Source organism: Streptomyces sp. NBC_00986 (assembly GCF_045162565.1).
Taxonomy (GTDB): Bacteria; Actinomycetota; Actinomycetes; order Streptomycetales; family Streptomycetaceae; genus Streptomyces.
This window is the reverse complement of sequence record NZ_CP108733.1, coordinates 9,625,728-9,651,805: the sequence shown is the minus strand read 5'-3', so window position 1 is coordinate 9,651,805 and position 26,078 is coordinate 9,625,728. Positions and strand designations below refer to the sequence as shown.

22 protein-coding genes, 1 pseudogene and 1 riboswitch are annotated in these 26,078 nt (G+C 70.0%); of the genes and pseudogenes, 9 read left to right on the top strand and 14 right to left on the bottom strand.

Translation table 11 applies throughout. From position 1 onward, the window contains the following. Window positions 1–701 precede the first annotated feature (701 nt). Together OG504_RS43365 and OG504_RS43360 are read left to right on the top strand one after the other, a co-directional pair. Window positions 702–2,657, top strand: a complete 1,956-nt coding sequence (locus OG504_RS43365; protein ID WP_405994666.1) for an amino acid transporter — start codon at window positions 702–704, stop codon at window positions 2,655–2,657. A gap of 152 nt (window positions 2,658–2,809) precedes the next feature. Beyond that, window positions 2,810–3,331, top strand: coding sequence for a hypothetical protein (locus OG504_RS43360; protein WP_405994665.1), 522 nt, complete (start codon window positions 2,810–2,812; stop codon window positions 3,329–3,331). Here the strand turns inward: OG504_RS43360 and OG504_RS43355 are convergent. Then, a complete protein-coding gene (locus OG504_RS43355; protein WP_405994664.1) occupies window positions 3,309–3,899 on the bottom strand; it encodes a DUF1707 domain-containing protein in 591 nt (196 codons plus the stop codon). The genes OG504_RS43360 and OG504_RS43355 overlap by 23 nt on opposite strands. 98 nt (window positions 3,900–3,997) lie before the next feature. On the opposite strand from OG504_RS43355, the gene OG504_RS43350 reads away from it, so the two are divergent. Continuing rightward, the gene (locus OG504_RS43350; protein WP_405994663.1) at window positions 3,998–4,393 is read left to right on the top strand and encodes a molybdopterin-binding protein; all 396 of its coding nucleotides are present in this window, start codon (window positions 3,998–4,000) and stop codon (window positions 4,391–4,393) included. Window positions 4,394–4,423: 30 nt separating this feature from the next. On the opposite strand, the gene OG504_RS43345 is transcribed toward OG504_RS43350, so the two are convergent. The 3 genes from OG504_RS43345 to OG504_RS43335 all read right to left on the bottom strand — a co-directional run bounded on the left by OG504_RS43345 (window position 4,424) and on the right by OG504_RS43335 (window position 8,159). Continuing rightward, window positions 4,424–5,584 carry an NAD-dependent formate dehydrogenase gene (locus OG504_RS43345; protein WP_405994662.1) on the bottom strand — a complete coding sequence of 387 codons (1,161 nt, stop codon included), beginning with the start codon at window positions 5,582–5,584 and terminating at the stop codon, window positions 4,424–4,426. Window positions 5,585–5,688: 104 nt separating this feature from the next. Then, window positions 5,689–6,621 carry a LysR substrate-binding domain-containing protein gene (locus OG504_RS43340; protein ID WP_405994661.1) on the bottom strand — a complete coding sequence of 311 codons (933 nt, stop codon included), beginning with the start codon at window positions 6,619–6,621 and terminating at the stop codon, window positions 5,689–5,691. A gap of 56 nt (window positions 6,622–6,677) precedes the next feature. Continuing rightward, window positions 6,678–8,159 carry a helix-turn-helix domain-containing protein gene (locus OG504_RS43335; protein ID WP_405994660.1) on the bottom strand — a complete coding sequence of 494 codons (1,482 nt, stop codon included), beginning with the start codon at window positions 8,157–8,159 and terminating at the stop codon, window positions 6,678–6,680. Window positions 8,160–8,339: 180 nt separating this feature from the next. On the opposite strand from OG504_RS43335, the gene OG504_RS43330 reads away from it, so the two are divergent. After that, complete coding sequence (locus tag OG504_RS43330) at window positions 8,340–9,161, top strand: FAD binding domain-containing protein (protein ID WP_405994659.1); 822 nt, start codon at window positions 8,340–8,342, stop codon at window positions 9,159–9,161. After that, window positions 9,158–11,896 (top strand): molybdopterin-dependent oxidoreductase, encoded by a 2,739-nt coding sequence (locus tag OG504_RS43325; RefSeq protein WP_405994658.1) that lies wholly within the window; start codon window positions 9,158–9,160, stop codon window positions 11,894–11,896. The genes OG504_RS43330 and OG504_RS43325 overlap by 4 nt, the downstream gene beginning before the upstream one ends. Here the strand turns inward: OG504_RS43325 and OG504_RS43320 are convergent. Then, window positions 11,811–12,299: a molybdopterin-dependent oxidoreductase gene (locus OG504_RS43320; RefSeq protein ID WP_405994657.1), complete on the bottom strand. Its 489-nt coding sequence runs from the start codon at window positions 12,297–12,299 to the stop codon at window positions 11,811–11,813. The genes OG504_RS43325 and OG504_RS43320 overlap by 86 nt on opposite strands. Window positions 12,300–12,518: 219 nt before the next feature. On the opposite strand from OG504_RS43320, the gene modA reads away from it, so the two are divergent. From modA to OG504_RS43305, 3 genes are read left to right on the top strand one after another with little or no spacing between them, the layout of a single operon-like run. Next, window positions 12,519–13,340 carry a molybdate ABC transporter substrate-binding protein gene (gene modA, locus OG504_RS43315; RefSeq protein ID WP_405994656.1) on the top strand — a complete coding sequence of 274 codons (822 nt, stop codon included), beginning with the start codon at window positions 12,519–12,521 and terminating at the stop codon, window positions 13,338–13,340. Continuing rightward, entirely contained in the window at window positions 13,337–14,194 is an 858-nt protein-coding gene (gene modB, locus OG504_RS43310) for a molybdate ABC transporter permease subunit (RefSeq protein ID WP_405994655.1), read from the top strand. The genes modA and modB overlap by 4 nt, the downstream gene beginning before the upstream one ends. Window positions 14,195–14,243: 49 nt before the next feature. Then, window positions 14,244–15,317, top strand: coding sequence for an ABC transporter ATP-binding protein (locus tag OG504_RS43305; RefSeq protein ID WP_405994654.1), 1,074 nt, complete (start codon window positions 14,244–14,246; stop codon window positions 15,315–15,317). A 187-nt stretch (window positions 15,318–15,504) separates the two neighbouring features. On the opposite strand, the gene gcvP is transcribed toward OG504_RS43305, so the two are convergent. Then, complete coding sequence (gcvP, locus tag OG504_RS43300) at window positions 15,505–18,390, bottom strand: aminomethyl-transferring glycine dehydrogenase (protein ID WP_405994653.1); 2,886 nt, start codon at window positions 18,388–18,390, stop codon at window positions 15,505–15,507. 188 nt (window positions 18,391–18,578) lie between these two features. Continuing rightward, window positions 18,579–18,674: riboswitch (glycine riboswitch) on the bottom strand. Between the two features lie 114 nt (window positions 18,675–18,788). Between gcvP and OG504_RS43295 the strand changes: the two genes are divergently transcribed. Then, window positions 18,789–19,160 carry a PRC-barrel domain-containing protein gene (locus tag OG504_RS43295; protein ID WP_405994652.1) on the top strand — a complete coding sequence of 124 codons (372 nt, stop codon included), beginning with the start codon at window positions 18,789–18,791 and terminating at the stop codon, window positions 19,158–19,160. Window positions 19,161–19,414: 254 nt separating this feature from the next. On the opposite strand, the pseudogene OG504_RS43290 reads toward OG504_RS43295, so the two are convergent. From OG504_RS43290 to OG504_RS43255, 8 genes and pseudogenes are all read right to left on the bottom strand, one after another. Next, window positions 19,415–20,842, bottom strand: a pseudogene (locus OG504_RS43290) (DNA polymerase IV); the annotation flags it as partial. Between the two features lie 57 nt (window positions 20,843–20,899). Further along, complete coding sequence (locus OG504_RS43285; protein ID WP_327405541.1) at window positions 20,900–21,544, bottom strand: MerR family transcriptional regulator; 645 nt, start codon at window positions 21,542–21,544, stop codon at window positions 20,900–20,902. A 215-nt stretch (window positions 21,545–21,759) separates the two neighbouring features. Continuing rightward, a complete protein-coding gene (locus OG504_RS43280) occupies window positions 21,760–22,233 on the bottom strand; it encodes a bifunctional nuclease family protein (protein ID WP_006123076.1) in 474 nt (157 codons plus the stop codon). 85 nt (window positions 22,234–22,318) lie between these two features. Next, a complete protein-coding gene (locus OG504_RS43275) occupies window positions 22,319–23,056 on the bottom strand; it encodes a MerR family transcriptional regulator (protein WP_405994651.1) in 738 nt (245 codons plus the stop codon). Window positions 23,057–23,099: 43 nt separating this feature from the next. Beyond that, window positions 23,100–23,981, bottom strand: a complete 882-nt coding sequence (locus tag OG504_RS43270) for an FHA domain-containing protein (protein ID WP_327405539.1) — start codon at window positions 23,979–23,981, stop codon at window positions 23,100–23,102. 61 nt (window positions 23,982–24,042) lie between these two features. Next, window positions 24,043–24,879 (bottom strand): DUF881 domain-containing protein, encoded by an 837-nt coding sequence (locus OG504_RS43265; RefSeq protein ID WP_405994650.1) that lies wholly within the window; start codon window positions 24,877–24,879, stop codon window positions 24,043–24,045. 5 nt (window positions 24,880–24,884) lie between these two features. Beyond that, the gene (locus tag OG504_RS43260; RefSeq protein ID WP_019059351.1) at window positions 24,885–25,217 is read right to left on the bottom strand and encodes a small basic family protein; all 333 of its coding nucleotides are present in this window, start codon (window positions 25,215–25,217) and stop codon (window positions 24,885–24,887) included. Next, the gene (locus tag OG504_RS43255; RefSeq protein WP_405996578.1) at window positions 25,214–26,050 is read right to left on the bottom strand and encodes a DUF881 domain-containing protein; all 837 of its coding nucleotides are present in this window, start codon (window positions 26,048–26,050) and stop codon (window positions 25,214–25,216) included. Before OG504_RS43255 ends, OG504_RS43260 begins: the two co-directional genes overlap by 4 nt. Between the last annotated feature and the right edge of the window lie 28 nt (window positions 26,051–26,078).

The following is a 26,078-nucleotide window of genomic DNA, read 5'->3' as shown; positions in this document are numbered from 1 at the left end:
CGTCGGCGCAGGCGACGCCAGGGGCGCTTCCCTGTCGGGGCCGGACCGGAGCTCCCCCCGGCCGGACCGACCGCCGGCCGCACCGACGCCGGCGAGGGAGCCGGTCTCTTGGGCCTCCGCGATGTACCGGCCGTGATCGTCATGGCGCCTCCCCCTGCCCGTCCCCCACGTCCGCCAGTCTGGAACCGGACCAGACCGGGAACGACGCGCGTTGACGAAGCCCTGACGCACCCCCGGCCGGGATTGACGGGCCCTTGACGGGGTCGCAACTGCCTTGCCAGCCAGGGGCGTTCGGCACGAGCGCAGGCACCTCCCACATCCAACCCCGCCCCGCCGGCACCCCCTGGGGGCGCGGGGAACTGCGCGACCAGCCCCAACGCCCCCGCACCCGCCACACAACAGAACCCCCGAGCTCCAAGGCGCCGAAACACCAGCCCCCAAGCCCCCACCCCCGTAACGCTGGGTATCCACCACCCCGAACCACCCCCACCCCACCCCCCATACAGCCCAACGCACCCCCAACCAGCCCCATCCCCCCTTCCTGATGCGCCCCCACCCCCAACCCGGCCAGTCTTAACGCAAGATTGACGCCGAAGGCCCCCGCATCCGTGGGCCCACGCGTCACTCTCCGCTTACGCTGGTGCCGCCGTCCGCGTGATGGCCAGAGACCACACGCTGACCCGCACTCCAGGAGCACGCCGATGGCCACGACCGAACACCCTCCCAGTCGTCTGCGCGCCTGGATGCTGGAGGGCCTGGCCGACATGGGCAAGGGCAGCCACCAGGTCGCGCAGACCGCACCGGAACCCCAGCAGCACGTCCACCAGGGCCAGCGCTGGTGGCGGGTGATGTGCCTGACCGGCGTCGACTACTTCTCCACCCTCGGCTACCAGCCGGGCATCGCGGCCCTCGCCGCCGGCCTGCTCTCCCCCGTCGCGACGATCGTCCTCGTGATCGTCACCCTCGCCGGCGCCCTCCCCGTGTACCGACGCGTCGCCGAGGAGAGCCCCCACGGCGAGGGTTCCATCGCGATGCTGGAACGGCTGCTGTCGTTCTGGAAGGGCAAGCTCTTCGTCCTGACCCTGCTCGGGTTCGCGGCGACGGACTTCCTGATCACGATCACCCTGTCGGCGGCGGACGCCTCCACCCACCTCGTGGAGAACCCGCACCTGACGAGCATGCTGCACGACAAGCAGATGCTGATCACGCTGATCCTGGTCGCCCTGCTCGGCGCGGTGTTCCTGAAGGGGTTCCTGGAGGCGATCGGCGTCGCCGTGTACCTGGTCGCGGCCTACCTCAGCCTCAACGTCGTCGTCGTGATCGTCGGCATGTGGCACGTGGTCACCCACGGGCACGTGGTCACCGACTGGAGCAGCGCCCTGACCACCGAGCACGGCAACGTGTTCGCGATGATCGGCGTCTCCCTGCTGGTCTTCCCCAAGCTCGCGCTGGGCCTGTCCGGTTTCGAGACCGGCGTGGCCGTCATGCCGCACGTCGAGGGCGACCCGGACGACACCCACGAGAACCCCAAGGGCCGTATCCGCGACACGAAGAAGCTGCTGACGACCGCCGCGCTCATCATGAGCGTGTTCCTGATCGCCACCAGCTTCATCACCACGGTGCTCATCCCGGAGAAGGAGTTCAAGGCGGGCGGCCAGGCCAACGGCCGCGCGCTCGCCTATCTCGCGCACGAGTACCTGGGCAACGCCTTCGGCACGGTCTACGACCTCTCGACCATCGCCATCCTGTGGTTCGCCGGTGCCTCCGCGATGGCAGGCCTGCTCAACCTGATGCCGCGCTACCTCCCCCGCTACGGCATGGCCCCGCACTGGGCCCGCGCGGTCCGCCCGATGGTGATCGTCTTCACGCTGGTCGCGTTCCTCGTCACCTGGATCTTCGACGCCAGCGTCGACGCGCAGGGCGGCGCCTACGCCACCGGCGTCCTCGTCCTCATGTCCTCGGCGGCGATCGCGGTGACCATCGCGGCCCGCCGCGCCCAGCAGCGCAACTGGACCGTCGTCTTCGGCATCGTCTCCGCCGTCCTGCTCTACGTCACCGTCGTGAACGTCATCGAACGCCCCGACGGTGTGAAGATCGGCGCCTGCTTCATCGCCGGCATCATCCTGGTCTCCCTGCTGTCCCGGCTGGCCCGCGCCTTCGAACTCCGCGTGACGAGCGTGCAGTTGGACTCCATGGCGGAACGATTCATCCGTGACATGGCCAGCCGGAAGATCCGCTTCGTCGCCAACGAGCCCGACCGCCGCGACAAGGCCGAGTACCGGGACAAGATCGAGCAGATCCGCAACGACAACGACATCCCCGGCGAGGACTTCGTCTTCGTGGAGGTGACGGTCCTCGACGCCTCCGAGTTCGAGGCGGGCCTGACGGTACGCGGCGAGGTGCTGCACGGCCGCTACCGCGTCCTGACCCTGGAGTCGTCCTCCATCCCCAACGCCCTGGCCGCGCTGATGCTCCACGTCCGCGACTCGACGGGCCGCATCCCGCACATGTACTTCGAGTGGACCGAGGGCAACCCCTTCGCCAACTTCCTCCGCTTCTTCCTCTTCGGCCAGGGCGAGGTCGCCCCGGTCACCCGGGAGGTACTGAGGGAGGCGGAGCCGGACCGCAACCGACGCCCGCGCGTGCACACGGGCTGACGCACACCGCGCCCTCGTCTACGCACCGGCCGACCGTCCGGGACCGCCCGAGCCGACGTCACCGTAAGAGGCACGACAAAATCCGGCACCGGTGTGTAAGAGCCCCGTCAGCGGCCCCCGCAGCGCGCTGTCCGCGGCCTAGCGTCGGCCTCATGCGGCACAGCACCCTCCCACCGGACCCGGCCGGCGATCGCCACTGGCGTGGCGACGCCCGGCTGGCGACGGGCTGCGCGCTCGGCTTCCTCGTCATGACCCTGCTGGTCGACGGGGAAGCCGGAACCCTCACCCTGATCCGCGCGCTGCTGTGGTTGGTCCTGTCGGCGGTGCTCTTCGTCGTCCTGCTGCCGCACCGCGTCACCGCGGGCCCCGGCTGGCTCACCGTGGACAGCCCGCTGCTGCGGCGCACGGTGCACACGGACGCGCTGACCGTCGTACGGCAGTACGGAGACGTCTCCACCCGCCTGGTCCTGCGGGACACGTACGGACAATGGCTCGAACTGGACCCCCGCGTCCTGGTCGCCAACCCCCTGCTCTGGCACGAGCTGGACACGGGCATGCGGCGCTCGATGGAACGCGGCACACTGCGCCAGGGCACCGACGTCCGGCGCCACCTGGGCCATCTGATCGACGACGAGACCGCGCGGTCGGTCCTCAGGGCGTCGGGGATTTCCTGACCGCGCGCCGCGTCCGGCGGATCAGGACCTTGCCGAAGCCCAGTTGCCCGACGATCTCGATCCGCAGCTCGACCGGAGCCCCCGCGTCACCGGGCCCGCGCGCCTTGAGCTTGCCGTAGTTGAGCACCAGGGAGTCGGTGTCCACCACGATGCCCGGCGGGAGCAGCAGCCGTAGCGCACCGAGGTGCATGTCGAGGTCGATGCGGAGCGTGGGCTGGGTGATCACCGCCTGGGTGAAGTCGAGGGTCACATCGCCCAGACGCGACTGGATCTCCAGCCGGCGCGGCACCACCCAGCCATCACCGCGCCGCGTCGAACCGCCGTTCTGCTCGATGCGGGCGACGTCCTTCACCTCGACCGGGGTCGCACCCGCCACCACCGGCAGGTCGGCCGTGAGCACCGCCAACTCCCCCATCGTGCGGGCGGTCAGGGCCGCCTCGACGCGCTCGTCGAGTTCCTCGGCGGTCAGTCTGCCGTCGCCCGCCGCGCCGGTCAGCGCCTCCACGACGCGGTCCCGGTCCGCATGCGAGGCCCGCAACCCGGTAGTGCTCGTCAGCTCACCCGACATACCCTCACCCCGATCGACCGCCTGGCGCTATATCGCGTTATACCCCAGAGCCAACCCCCCGTCCACCGGTTCACGTTTCTGGCCCTAGGGTGGCGCGTATGCAGTCCTACACAATCGGCCAGGCGGCGCGGCTGCTCGGCGTGAGCCCGGACACCGCGCGCCGGTGGGCGGACGCGGGCCGGGTCACGACCCACCGCGACGAGGGCGGGCGCCGCCTCATCGACGGGATCGATCTGGCCGCGTTCTCCGTCGAGTTGGCGAAGGCGGGCGGTGTCGAGGAGGACCCCTCCTACACCTCGGTGCGCAACGCGTTCCCCGGCATCGTCACCGCGATCAAGCTCGGCGACGTCGCCGCCCAGGTCGACATCCAGGCCGGCCCGCACCGCCTGGTCTCCCTGCTGACCCGCGAGGCCGTCGAGGAACTCGGCCTGGAGGTCGGCATGGAGGCCACCGCCCGCGTGAAGTCGACGAACGTGCACATCGACCGCGTGTGAGGCGGGCAGCGGCCTCTGTCCGTCACCGCGTCACTCGTTGACCGAGTAGGAGTGCGCGCCGGTACCCGCCAACGCGCCCCCGTCCACGATCAGATACTCGTCCCGGATCGGCCGCCCCGCGAAGAACGCCTCCAGGATCTCCCGCGTGCCGGCCGCGTACCGGGCCTGCGCCGACAGCGAGGAACCGGAGATGTGCGGGGTCATCCCGTGGTGCGGCATCGTGCGCCAGGGGTGGTCCGCCGGAGCGGGCTGCGGGAACCACACGTCACCGGCGTACCCCGCCAACTGCCCACTGCGCAGGGCCCGGTCGACGGCGTCCCGGTCCACGATCTTCGCCCGCGCGGTGTTGATGAGATACGCCCCGCGCTTCATCTGCGCGAGCAGCTTGTCCCCGAACAGCCCCTCCGTCTCGGGGTGCAGCGGCGCGTTGATGGTGACCACGTCGCAGTGCGGCACCATGTCCTCGGCGCTCTCGTGCCAGGTCAGCCCCAACTCCCGCTCCACGTCCTCGGGAAGCCGGTGCCGGTCGGTGTAGTGCAGCTTGACGTCGAAGGGCGCGAGCCGCCGCAGCACCGCGAGCCCGATCCGCCCGGCGGCGACCGTCCCGACGTGCATGCCTTCGAGGTCGTACGAACGGGCCACGCAGTCCGCGATGTTCCAGCCGCCGTCGAGCACGACCTGGTGGGACGGCAGGTAGTTGCGCACGAGGGACAGCGTCATCATCACGACGTGTTCGGCGACGCTGATGCTGTTGCAGTACGTCACCTCGGCGACCGTCACGCCGTGCGAGATCGCCGAGTCGAGGTCGACGTGGTCGGAACCGATGCCGGCGGTGACCGCGAGCTTGAGGTTCTTGGCGGCGGCGATCCGCTCCGGGGTGAGGTACGCGGGCCAGAACGGCTGCGAGATCACGATGTCGGCGTCGACCAGTTCCCGGTCGAAGACCGAGCCCTCGCCGTCCTTGTCGGAGGTGACGACGAGCGTGTGCCCGGCCGCCTCCAGGTAGGCACGCAGGCCGAGTTCACCGGAGACACTGCCGAGCAGCTGCCCCGGGGTGAAGTCGACCGCCTCGGGAGTGGGAGTGGTCTGACCGCCCGGATAGTGGTCGATCACGGGCAGGTCGTCGCGGGCGTACGAGGTCGGGTATCCGTCGATCGGGTCGTCGTACAGGACACAGAGAACCTTGGCCATGTCGCGGCTCCTCAACTCCGTTGTCGGAAGATGCACTTCACGATCCTCGGGGTGAATCGCCCTGGTCAAAGCGAACGTTGCTATGCCTAGATAGCCCGCTCCTATCAGCTGCCGTCGCCCAGGTACGTGTGCAGCAACTCGTCGAGCGCGTCCCTTACGCCCGCCTCCCTGGCCACCTTCAACAGCGCCTCCGCCAGCACCGATTGGGGCTCGCTGCGGGCGACGACCAGTCCGACCCGGGGACCGTGCGCGGGCCCGTTCAGCGGTACGACCCGCATCCCGTCCGGTACGTCGAACATGTGCAGCCACGCATGCGAGATCACACTGGACCAACGGCCCCCGGGCAGCAGGGTGTAGAGCCCTGCCACGCTGTCCGACTCGATCGCCGGGGAGACCGTGGCGCCCTCGGCGGCGAAGCACTCGTCGATGATCCGGCGGTTGCGCATCCGTGAGTTGAGCAGACAGAGGGGAAGCGTGGCCGCCTGTGCCCAACTGGCCTTGGAGACACCGGCAAGTGGCCCGTCGACCGGCGTGAGGAGGACGTACCGCTCCTCGTAGAGCGGGAGGCGGCGGACGTTGCGCAGGGTGTCGTCGTCCAGGTACGTCATCGCCGCGTCCAGCTCGAACTCGGCGAGCCCGTGGGCGATGCCGACGGACGACAGCGACTCCAGGGCGACCCGGGCCCGGGGGTGCCGTACGCAGAACGGGGTGGTGAGGAGGGAGGCGGCGGGCAGCGCGGTCGGTACCACGCCCAGCCGGAGCGTGCCGGTCAGTCCGCCCCGCAGCGCGGACAACTCCTGGTGCAGCGCGTCCTGTTCGGCCAGGATGCGGTGCGCCCAGGCCAGCACCACCTCGCCCTCCGGGGTCAGCCCCTCGTACCGTCGGCCGCGCCGCACGATCGGCACGTCCAACTCGTGCTCCAGGCGCCGGATCGCGGCCGACAGCGAGGGCTGCGAGACATAGCAGGCCGCCGCGGCACGCGCGAAGTGCCGCTCACGGGCGAGCGCGACCAGGTACTCCAGCTGACGCAGCAGCACGCCCAACCTCCCCTGGAATGTTGGAACCTGGCATGTTGGACCGCTGAACGTGCAGGTTAGGCGCTGTCCGTCCGGCACAACAGGGCCGCCCACAGGTCGAGGCGGTCGTAGAGGCGGGAGAGGTCGCGGCCGGTGAAGTGCTCGATGCGGCCTATGCGGTAGTGCACGGAGTTGACGTGCAGATGCAGCGCCTCCGCCGTCCGCGCCCAGGAACCGTCACAGGCCAGGAAGGTCTCCAGCGTCTCCAACAGCACGGCGTTGGACCGCAGTTCACCGAGCACGGTCCGGCTGTAGGCGGTACGGACCTCGGCCGGAACACCGGTGAGCAGCGCGTCGAGTCCCGTGAGCGTCGCGGCGTCGGTGAGCGCGGAGCCACCCGCCGCAGCGGTACTCCGCGCCGAGGCAAGTGCGTAACGCGCCTCCGCCAAGTCCCCGTTGAGCGCCTGAGCGATGTCGACGGAGGCCCCGGTCCCGCCGTAGAGCGGCACGCCGTTCTCGGCGGAGGCGACAAGCGGCCAGACGTCCTGCAACGCCCCGACCTCCACCCCGCCCACGACCGCGAAGGCGGTACCGTCCGCCAACCGCCCGACAGCACCCGGCCCCGCATGCGCGACAACCTCCGCCAACGCCCCCTCCGCCAGCCCCGCCCGCTGAGCCCCGGTCTCCGCGACGAGCACCCGGTACGGCCCGTCGTCCGGCAACCCACAAGCCCGTAGCGCGGCCGCCACGGCCGCACCCTCCGCGCCCGGCACGGCGAGCAACGCCCCCAACTCGTCCGCCGTCTGCCGCTCTTCGGCCCGCGCCCGCACCCGCGCCTCCTGGCAGCGCCCCAACACCGAGGCCAGCTCGTGCACCATGCGCGGCGGCGCGTCGTCGGGGTCGGGAAGGTAGAGGTGCCAACGCTCGTACGGCGAGACCCCGTCGGCGTCGACGGGTACGGCCTCCCCCAGCAGTCCGGCCGCCTTCTCCACCGGTATCGCGGAGGCCATCGGCGTCGCCGCGACCGTCCGCCCGGAGGGCGTGAGGACATACGCGACGGCCCGTTCGAGGTGCGCGAAGGCGGTCGTCACGATCGCCTCCGGCCCCACCCCCTGCGCGGCCATCCGGCTCAGCCGCCCCCGCACGTTCTCCGGCAGCGTGTGCCGCCGGCTCAGCTCGCCCCACCGACCGAGGTACACGGTGTCGGTGATCGCGCGGAACATGATGTGCGCCGGTACGGCGGCCACCGGCACCCCGTGCCGCACACACGCCTCGACGAGATCGTCCGGCACCGAGCCGTGCGTCTCCTCCCCCGCGAGCAGCGCGGCGGCCCCCGCACCACGCAGCGCGGACACGAACCGCTCGGCCCGCCCGGGCCCGTCCTCGGCGGTCCACCACACCAGCCCGCTGAGCACCACCTCGTCCCGCCGCACGAAACGGGCGGGGTCCTCCAGGTCGGTCACGGTCACTCCGCTGATCTCCCGGGCCAGCTGGGCGTCCTCGGCCCACAGCAGGCGCAGGCCGAGGGACTCGTCCTGAAGAAGGTGTTCGACGTGCATGGTTCCGGCTCCTCGCATCTCGCATTCGCCAGGTGAATGCGAGTGATTGCATGGTAAGTGCAAGACCAATCGGCCGAAACGCCTCTTGGTTGATCCTCCAGTGTCCGGCCGTGGAACGTCGACGTTTCCGTGCTGTGAACTAGTCGTCCCGACCGCCTCCGCGTTGCTTCACTGGCGGTCATGGACCTGAACACGGTGGCCGAGATCCTCGACGCCCGGCAGCCGACACCCTGGCGGCCGGGCGACGCCTGGCTCGGCGGCGGCACGTATCTCTTCTCCGAGCCGCAACCGCACCTGCGCCGCCTGGTGGACCTGAGCCGCACCGGCTGGACGCCCGTCGAGCACCACCCGGACGGTTCCCTGGAGATCGCGGCCACCTGCACGATCGCCCAACTCTCCCGCTTCGCGAAGGAGTTGGAGAAAGCCGCGGCCCCACTGTTCGAGCAGTGCTGCCGCGCCTTCCTCGCCTCCTTCAAGATCTGGAACTTGGCGACGGTCGGCGGCAACCTCTGCAACGCCCTGCCCGCGGGCCCGATGATCTCCCTCACGGCCGCCCTGAACGCCGAGTGCCTCCTCCTGTCCCAGGACGGCGTACGACGCCGGATCCGCGTCGCCGACTTCGTGACCGGCGCGGGCCGCAAGGACCTCGCCGACGGCGAACTCCTCCGCTCGATCACAATCCCGGCCCGCGCCCTGACCTCCCGTACGGCCTTCCGCCAGGCGTCCCTCTACGGCCTCGGCCGCTCCGGAGTCCTGGTCATCGGCACCCTGGACCCACTCGACGGCTCACTCGCGCTGACGATCACCGCGTCCACGGTCCGCCCGTTCCGCCTGTGGTTCCCGCTGCCCCCGACGGCCGAGCAACTGCACGCAGCAATCGCCTCCGCCGTAGCGGACGACGAGTGGTTCGACGACATCCACGGGCTGCCGGAGTGGCGGGCGCACATGACGTTCCGCTACGCCGAGGAGATCCGCCGGGAGCTGGGAGAGACCGCAGCATGAAGATCGACGTCAACGGCCGGTCCTTCGCCGAGGAACCCCGCCCGGGTCAGTGTCTGCGCACCTACCTCCGCGAGCGCGGCTGGTTCGGCGTGAAGAAGGGCTGCGACGCGGGCGACTGCGGCGCCTGCACGGTCCACGTGGACGGCGAGCCGGTGCACAGCTGCCTCTACCCGGCCTTCCGCGCCGACGGCCGCGCCGTCACCACGGTCGAGGGCCTGGCCGCCGAGGACGGTGAACTCCACCCGGTCCAGCGGAAGTTCCTCGACGCGCAGGGCTTCCAGTGCGGCTTCTGCACGGCCGGCTTCCTGATGACGACGGCCGCCCTGAACGAGGACCAACTCACCGACCTGCCAAGGGCGTTCAAGGGCAACCTGTGTCGCTGCACCGGCTACCGCGCCATCGAGGACGCGGTACGAGGCGTCTGCCACGCCGAGGCACCGGGCGCGGGCGAGGCGGTCGGCCGCAACCTCCCCGCTCCGGCGGGTCCGCAGGTCGTCACCGGCACGGCCCGCTACACCTTCGACATCGACGTCCCCGGCCTGCTCCACATGAAGCTCCTCCGCTCCCCGCACGCCCACGCCCGCATCACCGCGATCGACACCACGACAGCGCTCCAAGTCCCGGGCGTGCACGCCGTGTTCACCCACTACGACGCCCCGGAACGCCACTTCTCCACGGCCCGCCACGAACACCCCACGGAGGACCCGGACGACACCCGCGTCCTCGACGACACCGTCCGCTACATCGGCCAACGCGTAGCCGCCGTGGTCGCCGACAGCGAGGCCGCCGCCGAGGAGGGCTGCCGACGCGTCGAGGTGACGTACGAGATCCTGCCGTCGGTCCTCGACCCGGAGGAGGCGATGCGCCCCGGCGCCCCGGTCGTGCACGACAAGGACGCTGCCACGGCTCGCATTTCACGCCCGCAGAACAACGTGGTCGGCGAGGCACACGGCGAGATCGGCAGCGTGGAGGCGGGCTTCGCAGAGGCCGACGCCGTCTACGAGGACACCTACCGCACCCAGCGCGTCCAGCACGCGAGCCTGGAGACGCACGGCGCGGTGGCGTGGTTCGACGAGGACAACAGGCTGACGGTACGCACCAGTTCACAGACCCCGTTCCTCACCCGCCGCGCCCTGTGCGCGCTGTACGACCTCCCCGAGGAACAGGTCCGGGTCGTCGCCGGCCGGGTCGGCGGCGGCTTCGGCGGCAAGCAGGAGATGCTCGTCGAGGACATCGTCGCCCTCGCGGTCCTGCGCCTGCGCCGCCCGGTGAAACTGGAGTACACCCGCGCCGAACAGTTCTACGGCGCGACCACCCGCCACCCCTTCACGATCAACGTGAAGGCAGGCGCCCGCCGCGACGGCCAACTCACCGCACTGCAACTGCGAGTTGTCTCCAACACCGGCGCCTACGGCAATCACGGCCCCGCCGTCATGTTCCACAGCGTCGGCGAGTCGATGGCCGTCTACCGCGCCCCGCACAAGAAGGTCGACGCCTTCTCCGTCTACACGCACACCGTCCCGGCGGGCGCCTTCCGGGGCTACGGCCTCGGCCAGGTGATGTTCGCCGTGGAATCGGCGCTCGACGAACTGGCCCGCCAACTCGGCCTGGACCCACTGGAGTTCAAGGCGAAGAACATCATCGGCCCCGGCGAGGCGATGATCACCCCCGGTGGCGAGGAGGAGGACCTGCACATCGCGAGCTACGGCCTCGACCAGTGCGTGTCGATCGTGCGCCGCGCGCAGACCGAACCTGGGGACGCCGCTCCTGACGGCTGGCTGGTGGGCGAAGGAGCGGCCCTGGCGATGATCGCGACCGGCCCACCCGGCGGCCACATCGCCGACGCGAAGGCGAGCCTCCTCCCCGACGGAAGCTTCGATCTCGCCGTAGGCACAGCGGAGTTCGGCAACGGAACCACCACGGTCCACCGCCAGATCGCGGCCGGTGAACTCGCCACCACCGTCGACCGGATCACCGTCCGCCAGTCCGACACCGACGTCGTACGGCACGACACGGGCGCCTTCGCCTCCACGGGCACGGTGGTGGCGGGCAAGGCCACTCTCCGCGCCTCCCGCGCTCTCGCCGACCAACTGCTCGACTTCGCCGCCGCCCATCTGCAACTCCCGTGTGCCGACTGCACGTTGGCCGAGGAGGCCGTACTGCACCCGGGCGGCCGTCTCACCCTGAAGGAGCTGCACGCGGCGGGTGCGGCGGTCGGGATGGAGTTCAGCGCCGACGGGCACTTCGGCGGGACGCCCCGCTCGGTGGCCTTCAACGCGCAGTGGTTCAGGGTCGCCGTCGATCCCGGCACCGGCGAGATCCGCATCCTGCGCAGCGTGCACGCGGCCGACGCGGGCAAGGTGATGAACCCGATGCAGTGCCGGGGGCAGGTGGAGGGCGGGGTCGCCCAGGCGCTCGGCGCGACCCTCTTCGAGAACGTACGGATCGACGAGCAAGGCGCGGTGGAGACGGCCGCGTTCCGCCGCTACCGGCTCCCCCAGTACGCGGACGTGCCGCGCACCGAGGTCCACTTCATGGAAACGGCGGACGCCATCGGGCCGTTGGGCGCCAAGTCGATGAGCGAGAGCCCCTTCAACCCGGTCGCGCCCGCCTTCGCCAACGCGCTGCGGGACGCGACGGGCGTGCGCTTCACCGAACTTCCGCTGACCCGAGACCGGGTGTGGCGGGCACTGGCGGGATCGTCCCGTATCCCCCGTCCACCCGTATCGCCCTGATCCCACTGATGTGCCGGGCCCCGCAACGGTCCTGCGGAAGCACCAGTTGCGGACCGGCACGGTCCAGCGGGGTGTCGTCGACGCTGACAGCGAGCAGAACAGGGGCATGAGCGAAGTCGGGGTCGATCTCGGCCCAGGACAGCAGCGCGTGGTGCCCGTCCGCACCGCTGACCGCGATGAGGAAACGCAGCCGGTCCTTGCGGCGGACGGGGTCGAAGCCGGGGCCGGCCGAGGACAGGACGTCGTAGAGACGGGGTCCCGCGAAGCGGTGCACCTGGATGCCGCTGGTGGCGCACTCGAAGCTGACCCGCACGCGGTGCAGCGGCCAGTCGAGCAGGTCGGGCACGGTCAGCCGGGCGGGGCGGGCCAGGTCCCCGGTCAGGTCGAGCTGCGCGAGCGTCACGAGCCATCACCTCCCGGAATGTGGTACCCGGACGGCACTCCCGTACAAACGCACATGCGCGGCCCGCAAGCGAATAGTGCAGCTCATGCGATGCGACAGGAGACTTATGCCTTGCAAATGCGGCAGTATCATCGCGGCACGGCCGTTGCGGTCGTCCCAGGGCGCGACCACCCCTTTCATGAGCCCCTTTCATGAAGAGACCAGAGGAGTAGAACCGTGATGACCCGTTCCGCGCGTCGGACCCGCCGGACCCTACAGGTGGCCGGGGCGGGAGCCGCCGCGCTGCTGGCCCTGAGCGCCTGTTCCTCCAGCGACGACTCGTCCTCCTCGAAGTCCGACTCCTCGACGTCCGCGTCCCCGAAGATGTCCGGCACCGTCACCGTGTTCGCCGCCGCCTCGCTGCAGGAGTCGTTCACGACCCTGGGCAAGGACTTCGAGAAGGCGAACCCGGGCACCAAGGTCACCTTCAACTTCGGCGGCAGCGACACCCTCGCCGCGAGCATCACCGGTGGCGCCCCGGCCGACGTGTTCGCGGCCGCGAGCCCCAAGACCATGGCGATCGTCACGGACAAGGGCGACGGCGTCGGCACGCCGGCCACCTTCGTCCGCAACCAGCTGGAGATCGCCACCCTGCCGGGCAACCCCGACAAGGTGACCTCCCTCAAGGACCTGACCAAGTCCTCGCTGAAGGTCGTGCTCTGCGACAAGACGGTGCCGTGCGGCGCGGCGGCCCAAAAGGCGCTCACGGCAAGCAAGTTGAAGCTCACCCCGGTGTCGTACGAGGCCGACGTCAAGAGCGCCCTGACGAAGGTGGAGCTCAAGGAGGCCGACGCCGCGGTCGTCTACAAGACCGATGTGCACGCGGCCGGCAGCAAGGTGCAGGGCGTGGAGTTCCCCGAGTCCGCCAACGCGATCAACGACTACCCGATCGTCCTCCTCAAGAACGCGCCCAACGCCGTCGCCGCCAAGGCGTTCATCGCGCTGGTGCAGTCCGCCGAGGGCCAGAAGGTGCTGTCCGCGGCGGGCTTCCTCAAGCCGTGACCCAGCCAGACACCTCCGACGCCGCGGCCGAGACCCTCAAGGCCGGTCCGCGGCGTCGCCGTGTCCGGATGACCGGCCGCGGGGTGCCGCTCCCCCTCCTGATCCCCGCGCTGGTAGGGCTGGCGTTCCTACTCCTCCCCCTGATCGCCCTTCTCGTACGGGCCCCTTGGCGCTCCCTCCCCTCCCAGCTGACCAGCACGGAGGTCTGGCAGGCGCTCCAGCTCTCCCTGTTCAGCGCGACCGCGGCGACGGCCGTGAGCCTGGTCCTGGGCGTCCCGCTGGCCTGGGTCCTGGCCCGCACGGAGTTCCCCGGCCGCGGCTTCCTCCGCGCCCTGGTGACACTCCCGCTGGTCCTGCCCCCGGTGGTAGGCGGCGTGGCATTGCTCCTCGCCCTCGGCCGCAACGGAGTCGTAGGCCAGTGGCTCGACTCCTGGTTCGGCATCACCCTCCCCTTCACCACGACCGGCGTCGTGGTGGCGGAGGCGTTCGTTGCGATGCCGTTCCTGGTCATCAGCGTCGAGGGCACCCTGCGCGCCGCCGACCCCCGCTACGAGGAGGCGGCCCAAACCCTCGGCGCCTCCCGCTTCACGGCGTTCCGCCGGGTCACGCTCCCCCTGATCGCCCCCGGCATCGCGGCGGGCGCGGTCCTCGCCTGGGCCCGCGCACTGGGCGAGTTCGGCGCGACGATCACCTTCGCCGGCAACTTCCCCGGCCGCACCCAGACCATGCCGCTGGCGGTCTACTTGGCCCTCCAGAACGACCCGGAAGCGGCCATCGCGTTGAGCCTGGTCCTCCTCGCCGTGTCGATCGCGGTCCTGGCAGGCCTACGGGACCGCTGGATGACCACGTCATGAGCAACTGCCGTACGACCGCCCGCAGATCAGCACCCTGGACGTGCACGTCATGACCGACACCGCCGACGTCGAACTCACCGGCGCCCAGGGCCTCGACGCCCATCTCGTCGTGGACCGCGGCACGTTCCGCCTCGACGTAGAACTGACCGCCGCCCCCGGAGACGTCGTAGCCCTGCTCGGCCCGAACGGCGCAGGCAAGACGACCGCGCTGCGCGCCCTGGCGGGCCTGGTCCGCCTGACGGACGGTCATCTATGGCTGGACGGCGCGGAGTTGAACCGCACACCACCGGAGTCCCGCCCTGTAGGAGTCGTCTTCCAGGACTACTTGCTGTTCCCCCACCTGACAGCACTCGACAACGTCGGCTTCGGCCCACGCTGCCAGGGAGCGACAAAGGCGGAGTCCCGTACCATCGCCGCCGAGTGGCTGGACCGCATGGGCCTCGCCGAGCACGCAGCCGCCAAGCCCCGCAGACTCTCCGGCGGCCAGGCCCAACGCGTCGCCGTGGCAAGGGCGTTGGCGACCCGCCCGCGCCTGCTCCTCCTCGACGAACCCCTGGCAGCCCTGGACGCGCGCACCCGCCTGGACGTACGTGCCCAACTCCGCCGCCACCTGGCCGAGTTCGAGGCGGTGGCGGTCCTGGTCACCCATGACCCGCTGGACGCCATGGTGTTGGCCGACCGCCTGGTCGTGATCGAGCAGGGCATGATCGTCCAGGAGGGTACCCCGGCCGACATCGCCCGCCATCCGCGCACGGACTACATCGCCCAACTCGTAGGCCTCAACCTCTACAAGGGCCGGTCCGACGGCCACACGGTCACCCTCGACACGGGCCCCACGATCACGACCACGGAGGACCTACAGGGCGAGGTGTTCGTAGCGTTCCCGCCGAGCGGCGTAACTCTCTACGGCGACCGCCCCACCGCCGCCAGCGCCCGCAACCTCTGGCACTGCGAGGTAGCGGGCCTGGAAACCCACGGCGACCAGATCCGCGTAGACCTGACCGGCGAACTCCCCCTGACCGCCGACCTCACGACGGTAGCGGCGGCCGAACTGGACCTGCACCAGGGCGCGTTGGTGTGGGCGACGGTGAAAGCAACCCAGACGCACGCGTACCCAGCTTGAGTGGTCCCGCGCCCCTGTACGGGCGCGGGACTGTGTCGACTTGTGGCTCCGCCACGGGGCGCAGCCAACCACAACGAACTCCCAGCCGAAGTCCAACCCGGTCCGACAGCGCCCCAAAGGGGCGCGGGGAACGGCGCGACCAGCCACAACGAACCCGCGCCCGAAGTCCGGTCTACCAGCGGAGTGCCTAGTCCTCGTACGCATCCAACGGCGGGCAAGAACACACCAGGTTCCGGTCACCAAACGCCTGGTCGATCCGACGAACCGGCGGCCAGTACTTGTCGGCAACGGACACACCGGCCGGGAAGACAGCCTCCTCGCGCGTGTACGCGTGCTCCCACTCCCCACCGAGCGCGGCCGCAGTGTGCGGAGCGTTGCGCAGCGGGTTGTCCTCCGCCGGCCACTCCCCCGCCCCGACCTTCTCGATCTCCCCACGAATGGCGATCATCGCCTCGCAGAACCGGTCCAGTTCGATCAGGTCCTCGGACTCGGTCGGCTCGATCATCAGCGTCCCGGCCACCGGGAACGACATCGTCGGCGCGTGGAACCCGTAGTCGATGAGCCGCTTGGCGATGTCGTCGACGCTGACCCCGGTCGCCTTGCTGATCGGCCGCAGATCGATGATGCACTCGTGCGCGACGAGCCCACCGGGCCCGGTGTAGAGCACGGGGTAGTGCGGCTCAAGGCGCTTGGCGATGTAGTTGGCGCTGAGCACCGCCACCTGCGTGGCCCGCTTCAGCCCCTCCCCACCCATGAGCCGGACGTACGCCCACGAGATCGGCAGGATCCCGGCGGAACCCCAGGGAGCCGCCGAGATCGGCCCGACTCCCGTCTCCGGCCCGGCCGCAGGCTGCAACGGGTGGTTCGGCAGATACGGCGCCAGATGCGCACGCACACCCACCGGCCCGACCCCCGGACCACCGCCACCGTGCGGAATGCAGAACGTCTTGTGCAGATTCAGATGCGAGACGTCGCCGCCGAAGTGCCCCGGCTTGGCAAGCCCCACAAGGGCGTTGAGGTTGGCGCCGTCGACGTAGACCTGCCCGCCGGCTTCGTGGACCTGCGCGCAGATGTCGGCGACGTGCTCCTCGAACACACCGTGCGTGGACGGGTAGGTGATCATCAGCACCGACAGCTCGTCGCGGTACTGCTCGATCTTCGCTCGCAGATCCTCGACGTCGATCTCACCGTCCTCGGCGGTCTTCACGACGACGACCTTCATCCCGGCCATCACGGCGCTCGCGGCGTTGGTGCCGTGCGCGGAGGACGGAATCAGACACACGGTCCGCTGCTCGTCACCGTTGGCCCGGTGATACCCACGAACAGCGAGGAGCCCGGCCAACTCCCCCTGCGAGCCGGCATTCGGCTGCAACGACACCTTGTCGTACCCGGTGACCTCGGCGAGCCGCTCCTCCAACTCCCGGATGAGCGTGAGGTATCCCTGCACCTGCTCGGCGGGCGCGAAGGGGTGCAGTTGCCCGAACTCGGGCCAGGTGACCGGCTCCATCTCGGTGGTCGCGTTGAGCTTCATCGTGCAGGAGCCGAGCGGGATCATGCCCCGGTCGAGCGCGTAGTCCCGGTCGGCGAGCCGCCGCAGGTACCGCAGCATCGCGGTCTCGGAGCGGTGGTCACGGAAGACAGGGTGCGTGAGATACGCGTCGGTACGCAGCAACCCCTCGGGCAACGTGTCCTCGGCCGACACATCCAGCGCCTCGATGTCCCCGTCGACCCCGAACGCGGTCCATACGGCGGCCAGTTGGGCACGGGTCGTCGTCTCGTCGCAGGCGATCGACACCTGGTCGGCGTCCACGAGGTACAGGTTGACGCCGTCTTCACGGGCAGCGGCGACGACCTCAGCAGCCCTGCCGGGAACGCGCGCGGTCACGGTGTCGAAGTAGCCGCCGTGGACGACCTCGACGCCGCCGGCCCTCAGCCCCGCGGCGAGGATCGTGGCATACCGATGCGTCCGCCGCGCGATGCCCTTGAGCCCCTCGGGCCCGTGGTAGACGGCGTACATCCCGGCCATGACGGCAAGCAGCACCTGGGCGGTACAGATGTTGCTGGTGGCCTTCTCCCGACGGATGTGCTGCTCACGCGTCTGCAGAGCGAGGCGGTAGGCCTTGTGTCCGTCGGCGTCGACGGACACGCCCACGAGCCGCCCGGGCAGGCTGCGCGCGAACTTCTCGTGCACGGCCATGTATCCGGCGTGCGGCCCGCCGAAGCCCATCGGCACCCCGAACCGCTGCGTCGTACCGACCGCGATGTCCGCGCCCAGCTCACCCGGCGACTTCAGCAGCGTCAGCGCGAGCAGATCGGCGGCGACGGTGACGAGCGCGCCGAGCGCGTGCGCCTGCTCGATCAGCGGCTCGATGTCGCGTACGGCACCGGAGGCGCCCGGGTACTGCACGAGGACGCCGTTGATCTCACGCTCGGCGATCTCGGCCGGGATGCCCTCGCTGAGGTCGGCGACGACGACCTCGACCCCGGCCGGCTCGGCTCGGGTCTCGATCACGGCGATGGTCTGCGGCAGCGTGTCCGCGTCGACCAGGAAGAGCCCCTTCTTGTTCTTGCCCATGCGCCGCGACAGCGCCACGGCCTCGGCGGCGGCCGTGCCCTCGTCGAGCAGGGAGGCCCCGGAGGTCGGCAGCCCGGTCAGATCGGCGACCATGGTCTGGAAGTTCAGAAGGGCTTCGAGCCGCCCCTGGGAGATCTCCGGCTGATACGGCGTGTAGGCCGTGTACCAAGCCGGGTTCTCCATGACGTTGCGCAGGATCACGGGCGGGGTGAACGTCCCGTAGTACCCGAGCCCGATCATGGAACCGAGAACCTCGTTGCGGTCCGCGAGGGAACGCAGCTCGGCCAGCACCTCGGCCTCGGTACGGGCGCCCGGCAGATCGAGAGCGTCGGCGTTCTTGATCACATCGGGGACCGCGGCGGCCGTGAGTTCGTCGAGCGAGCCGTATCCGACCTGCGCGAGCATCTTGGCCCGCGCCTCCTGGTCGGGCCCGATGTGGCGCTGCTCGAACGGGATGCCCTGTTCGAGCTCGGAGAGCGGAATGCGAGGGACGGTCATTAGGGAGGCCTCCTGGTCGGACACGACCTTCGAGGGCACCACGACAGCGGGGTGCCGGACGGCCTCCCCCTCTGTCATCTCAACCTGAGAGCTTCACCGGGCATCCCGAAGGCGCCCGGCTTTCACCGTCGGTGAGAGCGAACACCGTCGACACTGTCGACGACACCCGCCCTGCTTTCCAGAGTGACCTCGTCCGTGCGGTACGTGAGCCTGAGAGATTCCGGGGAGGATTTGCTCCTTCGGCGCCTCCGGTGAAGTCTGGAGGACTCTCCCGCACGGGGTCAGCAGCCGATGGCCAGCCTACCAGCGAGCGTTGAACCCGAGCTTTCGAGTGGCCACCTTCCCCAATGTGCTCTTTTGTAGTGCTTACGGATGAGTTGCGACCAGGAGGAGGGCCCGTGCAGACCGATATCGATCCGCGCAACCTGATCGGCCGCAAGGCGTTCGACCGCACCGGCGCCAAGATCGGCACGATCGACGAGGTCTACCTCGACGACGCGACCGGCGAACCGGAGTGGGCGGCCATACGCACCGGCCTGTTCTCCAGAGACGCCTTCGTCCCCCTGGAGCCCAGCGAACTGATCGAGGGCACCCTGCACATCCCCTTCGACCGCTCCCTGATCAAGGACGCCCCCGACTTCGGGGTGGGCCGCCACCTCTCCCCGGACCAGGAACTCCAGCTCTACCACCACTACGGCCTCGACGTGGGCCCGCCTCCGTCCTTCCCGGACCACGACTTCGGCAAGCTGGCGGGCTCGGACGACACGTGAACGGGTCGGGCGGGCGGGGCGTCGCCGGGTCTTGAAGTCTCCTGGGGCGTTGACGCTGCGGGCGGGGTACCCGGGCGTCGCGTGTCCGGGGGCGGCGATGCGGCAGGCGAGGTGTCCGAGCTGGGGGTCACCAAGGGCGTCCGCGCAGCAAGCGCGCCAGTGGAACGACACGCCCCGTCCGGCGACAGCGGCTCAACCTGCGAAACGCCGGGGCTCGGCTCCACCGACGGCAGCGGCTCCCCAGGCAAGTCACCCGGCTCCCGCCCCGCCAAAGGCGACGACTCCGCCGACGGTTCACCGGAACCTCGCGCCGCCAACGCAGACGCCTCACCCGGCAACGCATCGGAACTCCGCGCCACCAACGGCAACGGCTCCGCCAAATCCAGCTCAGGATCATCGGTCCGGAACGTCCGCACTCGCCCCGGCCCCGAGTCCTCAGGCGTCTCGAACCGCACCGTGACCCGCCCCAGCCCGCTCCCCTGCACCCACCCGTGCCCGAACCCGGCGTGGCGCACATCGTGCCCCGCGGGCCAGCGCCGCTCCACGGGCGCCACCGGCTCCTCACCCGGCTCCACCTCGGGGTGCTCCTCCTCAAGAAGATCGGGCTCCCCCGCCGCCTGCGCGAACAGGTCCTCCTGCGTGTAGTCGGCGAGCCCGGAGACCCCCACCCCGAGCAGCCGCACCCCGCCCGTGGTGTCCACGGAGTCCAGCAACCGGGCCGCGGCCTCCCGCACCACCCCGGGATCGTCGGTGGGCCCACGCAGCGTCTCGGACCGGGTCAGCGTCGAGAAGTCGTACCGCCGCACCTTCAGCACGATGGTCCGCCCCGACAGCCCGGCCGCCCGCAGCCGCCGCACACACCGGTCGGCCAGCCGCTGCACCTCCAGGCCCACCCGGGTCCGGTCATGGATGTCCACGTCGTACGTGTCCTCGACCGACACCGACTTGGTCTCCCGCTCGGCCACCACGGGCCGCTCGTCGTGCGCGAGCGCCATCGCGTACAGCGCGTGCCCGTGCGCCTTGCCCACCAGCCGTACGAGCTCGTCCTCGCCCGCCTCGGCGATCTCGTCGACCGTGGTGATCCCGGCCCGCCGCAGATGATCACCCGTCGCCGGCCCGACCCCCGGCAGTGTGCGCACCGACAACGGCCCCAGCAACGTCCGCTCGGTCCCGGGCTCGATCATCACGAGCCCGTCCGGCTTGGCCCGCTCGGAGGCGATCTTCGCGATCATCTTGGACGCGGCGAGTCCCACCGACCCGGTGAGCCCCGTGACCGCCCGTATGTCCGCCCGCAGCCGCGCCCCGGTCAGCTGCGCCGACTCGGCGTCCCAGGCCGCTCCCCCGGCCTCCAGGTCCACGAACGCCTCGTCCAGGCTCAATGGCTCCACCAGCGGCGACAACGCCCGCAGCAGGCCCATCACCTGCTCGCTGATCGACCGGTAGAACCCGAAGCGCGGCACGAGATACGCGGCGTTCGGAGCGAGCCGGCGCGCCTGGGCCATGGGCATCGCCGAGTTCACCCCGAAGACCCGCGCCTCGTACGACGCGGTGGCGACCACCCCACGCGGCCCGAGCCCGCCCACGACGACGGCCTTGCCGCGCAGGCTCGGCTTGGACGCCTGCTCCGCCGAGGCGAAGAAGGCATCCATGTCGAGATGCAGGATCGTGGGCGCGGTTCTCACATCTCCGATGCTGCCCTACGCCACTGACAATGCCCCGCTACGGCTCCCGCCGGGCCCTCAGACGGCCCGGTTGCGCCGCCTGGCCAGCTCGTCGGCGGGGTTGGACCCGACGAGCGTCTCGCCGGTGTCGACGCGCTCCCCGTGCAGCTGCGACAGGGCGCTCTCGACATCCCGCCACACGACGCCCACGGCGATGCCGAAGACCCCCTGGCCGCCCTGGAGCAGGGCGTGGACCTCGTCCGGTGAGGTGCACTCGTAGACCGTGGCGCCGTCGCTCATCAGCGTCATGCGCTCCAGATCGCGGAAACCGCACTCCCTGAGGTGCAGAACGGCGCTGCGGATGTTCTGCAGCGACACACCCGTGTCGAGGAACCGCTTGACGATCTTCAGAACGACGACGTCCCGGAAGCTGTAGAGCCGCTGTGTCCCCGACCCGTGTGCGGGCCGCACGCTGGGCTCGACGAGCCCCGTGCGCGCCCAGTAGTCCAGTTGCCGATAGGTGATGCCGGCCGCCGCACAGGCCGTGGGGCCCCGGTAGCCGATCTCCTCGGACGCCATGGACGTCGCCCCTCCGCTGCTCGGCACTGCCGCCGGCCGCTGCGGAATGCGATCGGCCGTACTGCCGTGAAGCGGGTACGGACCTCTGTCCCCGAAACTGCGTTCCGGGGCACCCCCAGCCGTACCGTCGCCGCTGCTTCTCACGCCGACCTCCGTCCTTGACCTGCCTTCTCGACGGTAGGCAGTCACCAGGGGTGCGTCAACGATCGCCACACTCGGCACGCCGAGTGATAATCACCCAAGGAGTGGTTTCCCGTGTCCCACCGCGGGGAAAGGCTAGCCGAATGCGCTCGCGGAGAGCCGCAGGACGCTCTCACTCGCCGGTGGCAAATGCCAGCATTTTCTCGCCGGCCCTCGGCTCACTGGCTGTTGGTGCCGAAGTCCTCGGGCGAGATCTGGTCGAGGAACTCGCGGAACTTCTCCACCTCGTCCTCCTGCTCGTCCGGGATCGCGATGCCCGCGTCGTCGAGCACACCGTCACTGCCGTAGATCGGCGTCCCGGTGCGCAGCGCCAGCGCTATGGCGTCGGACGGACGGGCGCTCACCTCGACGCCGCTGGCGAAGACCAGCTCCGCGTAGAAGACGCCCTCCCGCAGATCCGTGATGCGTACTTCGGTCAGCTCCTGGCCGACGGCCTCCAGCACGTCCTTGAACAGGTCGTGGGTCAGCGGTCGTGCGGGGGCCATGCCCTGCTGCGCGAAGGCGATCGCCGTCGCCTCCCCGGGCCCGATCCAGATGGGGAGGTAGCGGTCGCCTCCCACTTCACGCAGGAGCACGATCGGTTGGTTGGAGGGCATTTCGACCCGGACACCTACGACATCGAGCTCGTTCACACAGCAACCCTAGGCCGTGCCCGGGACGTTTGGGTAGTCGGGCCGAGAACGGGTGCCCGATCAGGCAGCCGCGGAGCCGCCCGTCTCAGGGCAGGCGTACGCCCAGCGCGGTCTGCACCAGAGCGGCGTGCAGCTTCACCGTGAGCCCCGCCAGTTCCTTCGTACGGGCCTCCGCGTGGGCCCTGGTCTGCGGATTGCGGTGGCGCTTGAGCGGGGCCACCACCTGGTCGACGAGCCCGGCCTCACGGTCGGCGGCGGCCTTCATGGCGCGCAGATGCCGCGGTTCGATCCCGAACCGCCCGAGTTCGAGGACAAGTCCGGCCACGGTGACGGCTTCCGCGTCGTACACCCCGTCCGGCAGCGGGGCGATGAGTCCGTACGACTCCCACTCGTCGAGCTCCTGCTCGCCGATGCCGGCGGCGGCCATCAGCTCGGCCCGCCCGATCCGGGCCGCGGTGGGCGCCTCCACGGGCTCCAGGACGACCTCACCGTCCCGCTGACGCCCCACGGTGGGCAGCGGCGCCGCCTCACCGCGCTCCATGGCGTCGAGGTGCTCGCGGATCACCTTGAGCGGCAGATAGTGGTCCCGCTGCATCCTCAGGACATGGCCGAGGCGTTCGACATCGGCGGGGCTGAACTTGCGGTACCCGGAAGGGGTCCGCTGCGGCTCGATGAGACCCTCCGACTCCAGGAAGCGGATCTTGGAGATGGTGACTTCGGGGAACTCGTCGCGCAGCACGTTCAGCACCGTGCCGATGCTCATCAGCCCAGTGTCCGCGGCGGCGGTACCGTGTCCGGCACCGCCGCTCGGTGTTTGAAGCATGGACCTTCCTGGGGGAATCCCCCGGACCCAGTCCGAGGGAGGGTCAGTAACCCCGCTGGCTCGCGTAGAACACCAGCCGGTACTTGCCGATCTGCACTTCGTCACCGTTGGCCAGCGAGACCGAGTCGATGCGCTCACGGTTGACGTACGTGCCGTTCAGGCTGCCGACGTCGGCGACCGTGAACGAACCGTCAGGAGAGCGCCGGAACTCCACATGGCGGCGCGAGACCGTCACGTCGTCCAGGAAGATGTCGCTCTGCGGATGACGGCCGGCCGTGGTCAGCTCGCCGTCCAGCAGGAAGCGGCTGCCCGAGTTCGGACCGCGCCGCACCACCAGCAGCGCCGAGCCCAACGGCAGGGCGTCGACGGCGGCCTGCGCCTCCGGGGAGAGCGTGGGCATCTGCGTCTGACCGGTCACTTCGGCGTCGTAGGCCTCAAGACCGGAGATGGAGATCGTGGAGGTCGTCTCGGACGGACGCTCCGGGGTCGCGCCGGGGCGCAGCGGCGCACCGCAGTTGGAACAGAAGCGGCTGTTCTCCGCGTTGCGGTTACCGCACCTCGTACACACCAGGGCCGACATAGGGGAAAACCCTCCACCCGTACTTGAGGTTGACGGTTGCCCGAAACCTATGTCGCCGGACTGCGCAGGGTCAACCGACGGCGCGCCCTGGCCCGCGACCTGGTCGCGGAACAGCGGGCGCTGGCCTTCTGCGTCCGGTTGTGCGCGGTGGCGAGCGGTCTGGTTGTCGCTGCTCTCTTTCGCACTCTTGCCGAACAACTTCGCAAACAACTTCACGGGCGATTCCCCTTGACCGAAACAGACCCGCCCGTGGGGCAGGACGAACCCTGATTGAACACACCGGTTGACCCGGACATCCTCACAACGTCCGTATCCACCAGACAGTTTCCACCACGCACCACCCAATCGGTGCGTCGACCCCCCGCAACCTCATGCCCTCGAGCAACGGCCCCCATGCACCCGCGGTTCACCGGGAGGACGACCGAGCGTAGTCAGGCTGCTTCGCGGCCCGCAAGGCATCCACGACGATCTTGGCCGACCGCCCGACGGTAACGGTGGCCTGCTCCTTCTCGAGAGTCTGCACCACACCTCCAGGGATGTTGAGCGCCGGTTCCAGATCCTGCGGCTTGCCGATGACCTTGAAACGATAGGGGGCGTTGATCTTGTTCCCGTCGACACTCACGCTCTTGCCGGAGTCCGTCAGATACGTGTTGGCGACGACCCGTACGCCGTTCACCTGGATCGCCTCCGCGCCGGCCGCGCGCAACTCCTGGACCGCGTCGAGCAACATGTCCGCCTCGACCGTTCCCTTCGTGTCGTCGATGGTCATCGTGATGCCGGGTCCCTGCGCGGCCACGGTGCCCGCCAGAATGCCGAGTTGCTTCTCCTTCTCGGCCGTCTGCTTGCGGGCCTCCTCGGCCTGGTCGGAGCTGTTCTCCAGCTCGTCGCGCTGTTTCTGCAGACCCTGCTTCTCGTCTTCAAGACGCTGAGTACGGTCGTCCAGTTCATCGAGAATGCGCACAAGATCTTCCTGCCGTGCCCCACGCAGCGCGCTGTCGCTGTTGCTGTTCGAGGCGACCTGTACGGCCAGCCCGAAACCGAGGCCGAACAGCAGTAGCGCGACGATGAGTTGGGCCCGGCTCACGCGCGGCGGCCACAGCCCCTGCACCAGCCGCTGCCGACCCGTCACGGTGGGCCCGGACTTCTCCTCGGGAATCGGCGCCTCCGAGGAGGCAGACGCCTGGACCTCTTCGGGCAGTTCCCTGCGCAGCCTGTGTTCAGGCCGCCCGTCTTCGTGGCTCATCGACCTCACGCCCGGAAGACGTGCCGGCGAATGGCCGCGGCGTTGGAGAAGATCCGGATGCCGAGGACGACCACGACACCCGTGGACAGTTGGGCGCCGACGCCCAACTTGTCGCCCAGGAACACGATCAGGGCGGCCACGACCACGTTCGACAGGAACGACACCACGAAGACCTTGTCGTCGAAGATGCCGTCGAGCATGGCCCGCAGCCCGCCGAAGACCGCGTCGAGCGCCGCGACGACGGCGATCGGCAGATAGGGCTCCACGACCACCGGCACCTCAGGCCGGACCAGGATTCCGGCCACCACTCCCACGATGAGGCCCAGTACGGCGATCACGATGTGCCCTTCTCAGTTCTCGGCTGTGCTGTACGTACGATCACACTCGGCGCGGCGGGCAGCCGGAGATCGCTCTCCACGGCGATGGTCGCCCTGATGCCGTAGTTGTCTTCCAGGGCGTGCAGATAGAGCCCGTCGGCACCGTTCTGGAACCTGGTGCTCAGCCGTTTGCCGTCCCCCACCGCGAGCACCGTGTAAGGCGGTACCAGCGGCTTGTTGTCGACCAGTATCGCGTCACCGGCGGCCCTGATCGCCGACAGCGCCGTCAGCCGCTGCCCGTTGATGGAGACGGCCTCGGCGCCCGCCGCCCACAGTCCGTTGACGACGCGCTGCATGTCGCGGTCGCGCACCCGTCCGGTGTCGGAGAAGTCCGCGGTCTCACGCGGGTTGTCGCCCCCGCCGGAGCTGGCTTCCTTCGCGTCGTCGACGACGAGCTTCACACCGGGGCCGTGCACCGCGGTGGCACCGGACAGCATGCTCACCAGGTCGGCCTGCCCGCTGCCACCGCTGGCCTTCAGCGCCGCCCGCTGCCGCGCGCTCACATCGTCCCGAAGCGTGTCGACGGAGCCCTCCAGCTTGTCCGCCGACGTGGTCTCCTTGTCGATACGGTCGATCAGCTCCTGGCGCTCCTTGGCCACCACGGGGGCGGCCACACGCGCCTGTGCCGCTCCTACGGTCACGACGAGCGCCGCCAGCACCAGGCCGGCGGCGAGTCCGAGCTTCGCCCGGAGGGTCTTCGGCATACCGCTCTCGCCCGCGGCCTTCTTCCGGGCGGCCGCCTCGGCGTAGCCGTCGTCGAGGCTGTGGTCCATGACATTGGTGAGCAGCGACATGGACGCGTCCGGGCGCGCAGGGCGCGTG

Excerpts from the sequence above, each read along its gene's own strand:
- OG504_RS43345 (WP_405994662.1), bottom strand. The coding sequence starts at position 5,584 with ATGGCCAAGGTTCTCTGTGTCCTGTACGACGACCCGATCGACGGATAC.
- gcvP (WP_405994653.1), bottom strand. The coding sequence starts at position 18,390 with ATGACCGTCCCTCGCATTCCGCTCTCCGAGCTCGAACAGGGCATCCCG.
- OG504_RS43355 (WP_405994664.1), bottom strand. The coding sequence starts at position 3,899 with ATGTCGGGTGAGCTGACGAGCACTACCGGGTTGCGGGCCTCGCATGCG.
- OG504_RS43275 (WP_405994651.1), bottom strand. The coding sequence starts at position 23,056 with ATGCTTCAAACACCGAGCGGCGGTGCCGGACACGGTACCGCCGCCGCG.
- OG504_RS43305 (WP_405994654.1), top strand. The coding sequence starts at position 14,244 with ATGACCGACACCGCCGACGTCGAACTCACCGGCGCCCAGGGCCTCGAC.
- OG504_RS43325 (WP_405994658.1), top strand. The coding sequence starts at position 9,158 with ATGAAGATCGACGTCAACGGCCGGTCCTTCGCCGAGGAACCCCGCCCG.
- OG504_RS43330 (WP_405994659.1), top strand. The coding sequence starts at position 8,340 with ATGGACCTGAACACGGTGGCCGAGATCCTCGACGCCCGGCAGCCGACA.
- OG504_RS43360 (WP_405994665.1), top strand. The coding sequence starts at position 2,810 with ATGCGGCACAGCACCCTCCCACCGGACCCGGCCGGCGATCGCCACTGG.
- OG504_RS43265 (WP_405994650.1), bottom strand. The coding sequence starts at position 24,879 with ATGAGCCACGAAGACGGGCGGCCTGAACACAGGCTGCGCAGGGAACTG.
- OG504_RS43350 (WP_405994663.1), top strand. The coding sequence starts at position 3,998 with ATGCAGTCCTACACAATCGGCCAGGCGGCGCGGCTGCTCGGCGTGAGC.
- modA (WP_405994656.1), top strand. The coding sequence starts at position 12,519 with ATGACCCGTTCCGCGCGTCGGACCCGCCGGACCCTACAGGTGGCCGGG.
- OG504_RS43255 (WP_405996578.1), bottom strand. The coding sequence starts at position 26,050 with ATGTCGCTGCTCACCAATGTCATGGACCACAGCCTCGACGACGGCTAC.
- OG504_RS43335 (WP_405994660.1), bottom strand. The coding sequence starts at position 8,159 with ATGCACGTCGAACACCTTCTTCAGGACGAGTCCCTCGGCCTGCGCCTG.
- OG504_RS43365 (WP_405994666.1), top strand. The coding sequence starts at position 702 with ATGGCCACGACCGAACACCCTCCCAGTCGTCTGCGCGCCTGGATGCTG.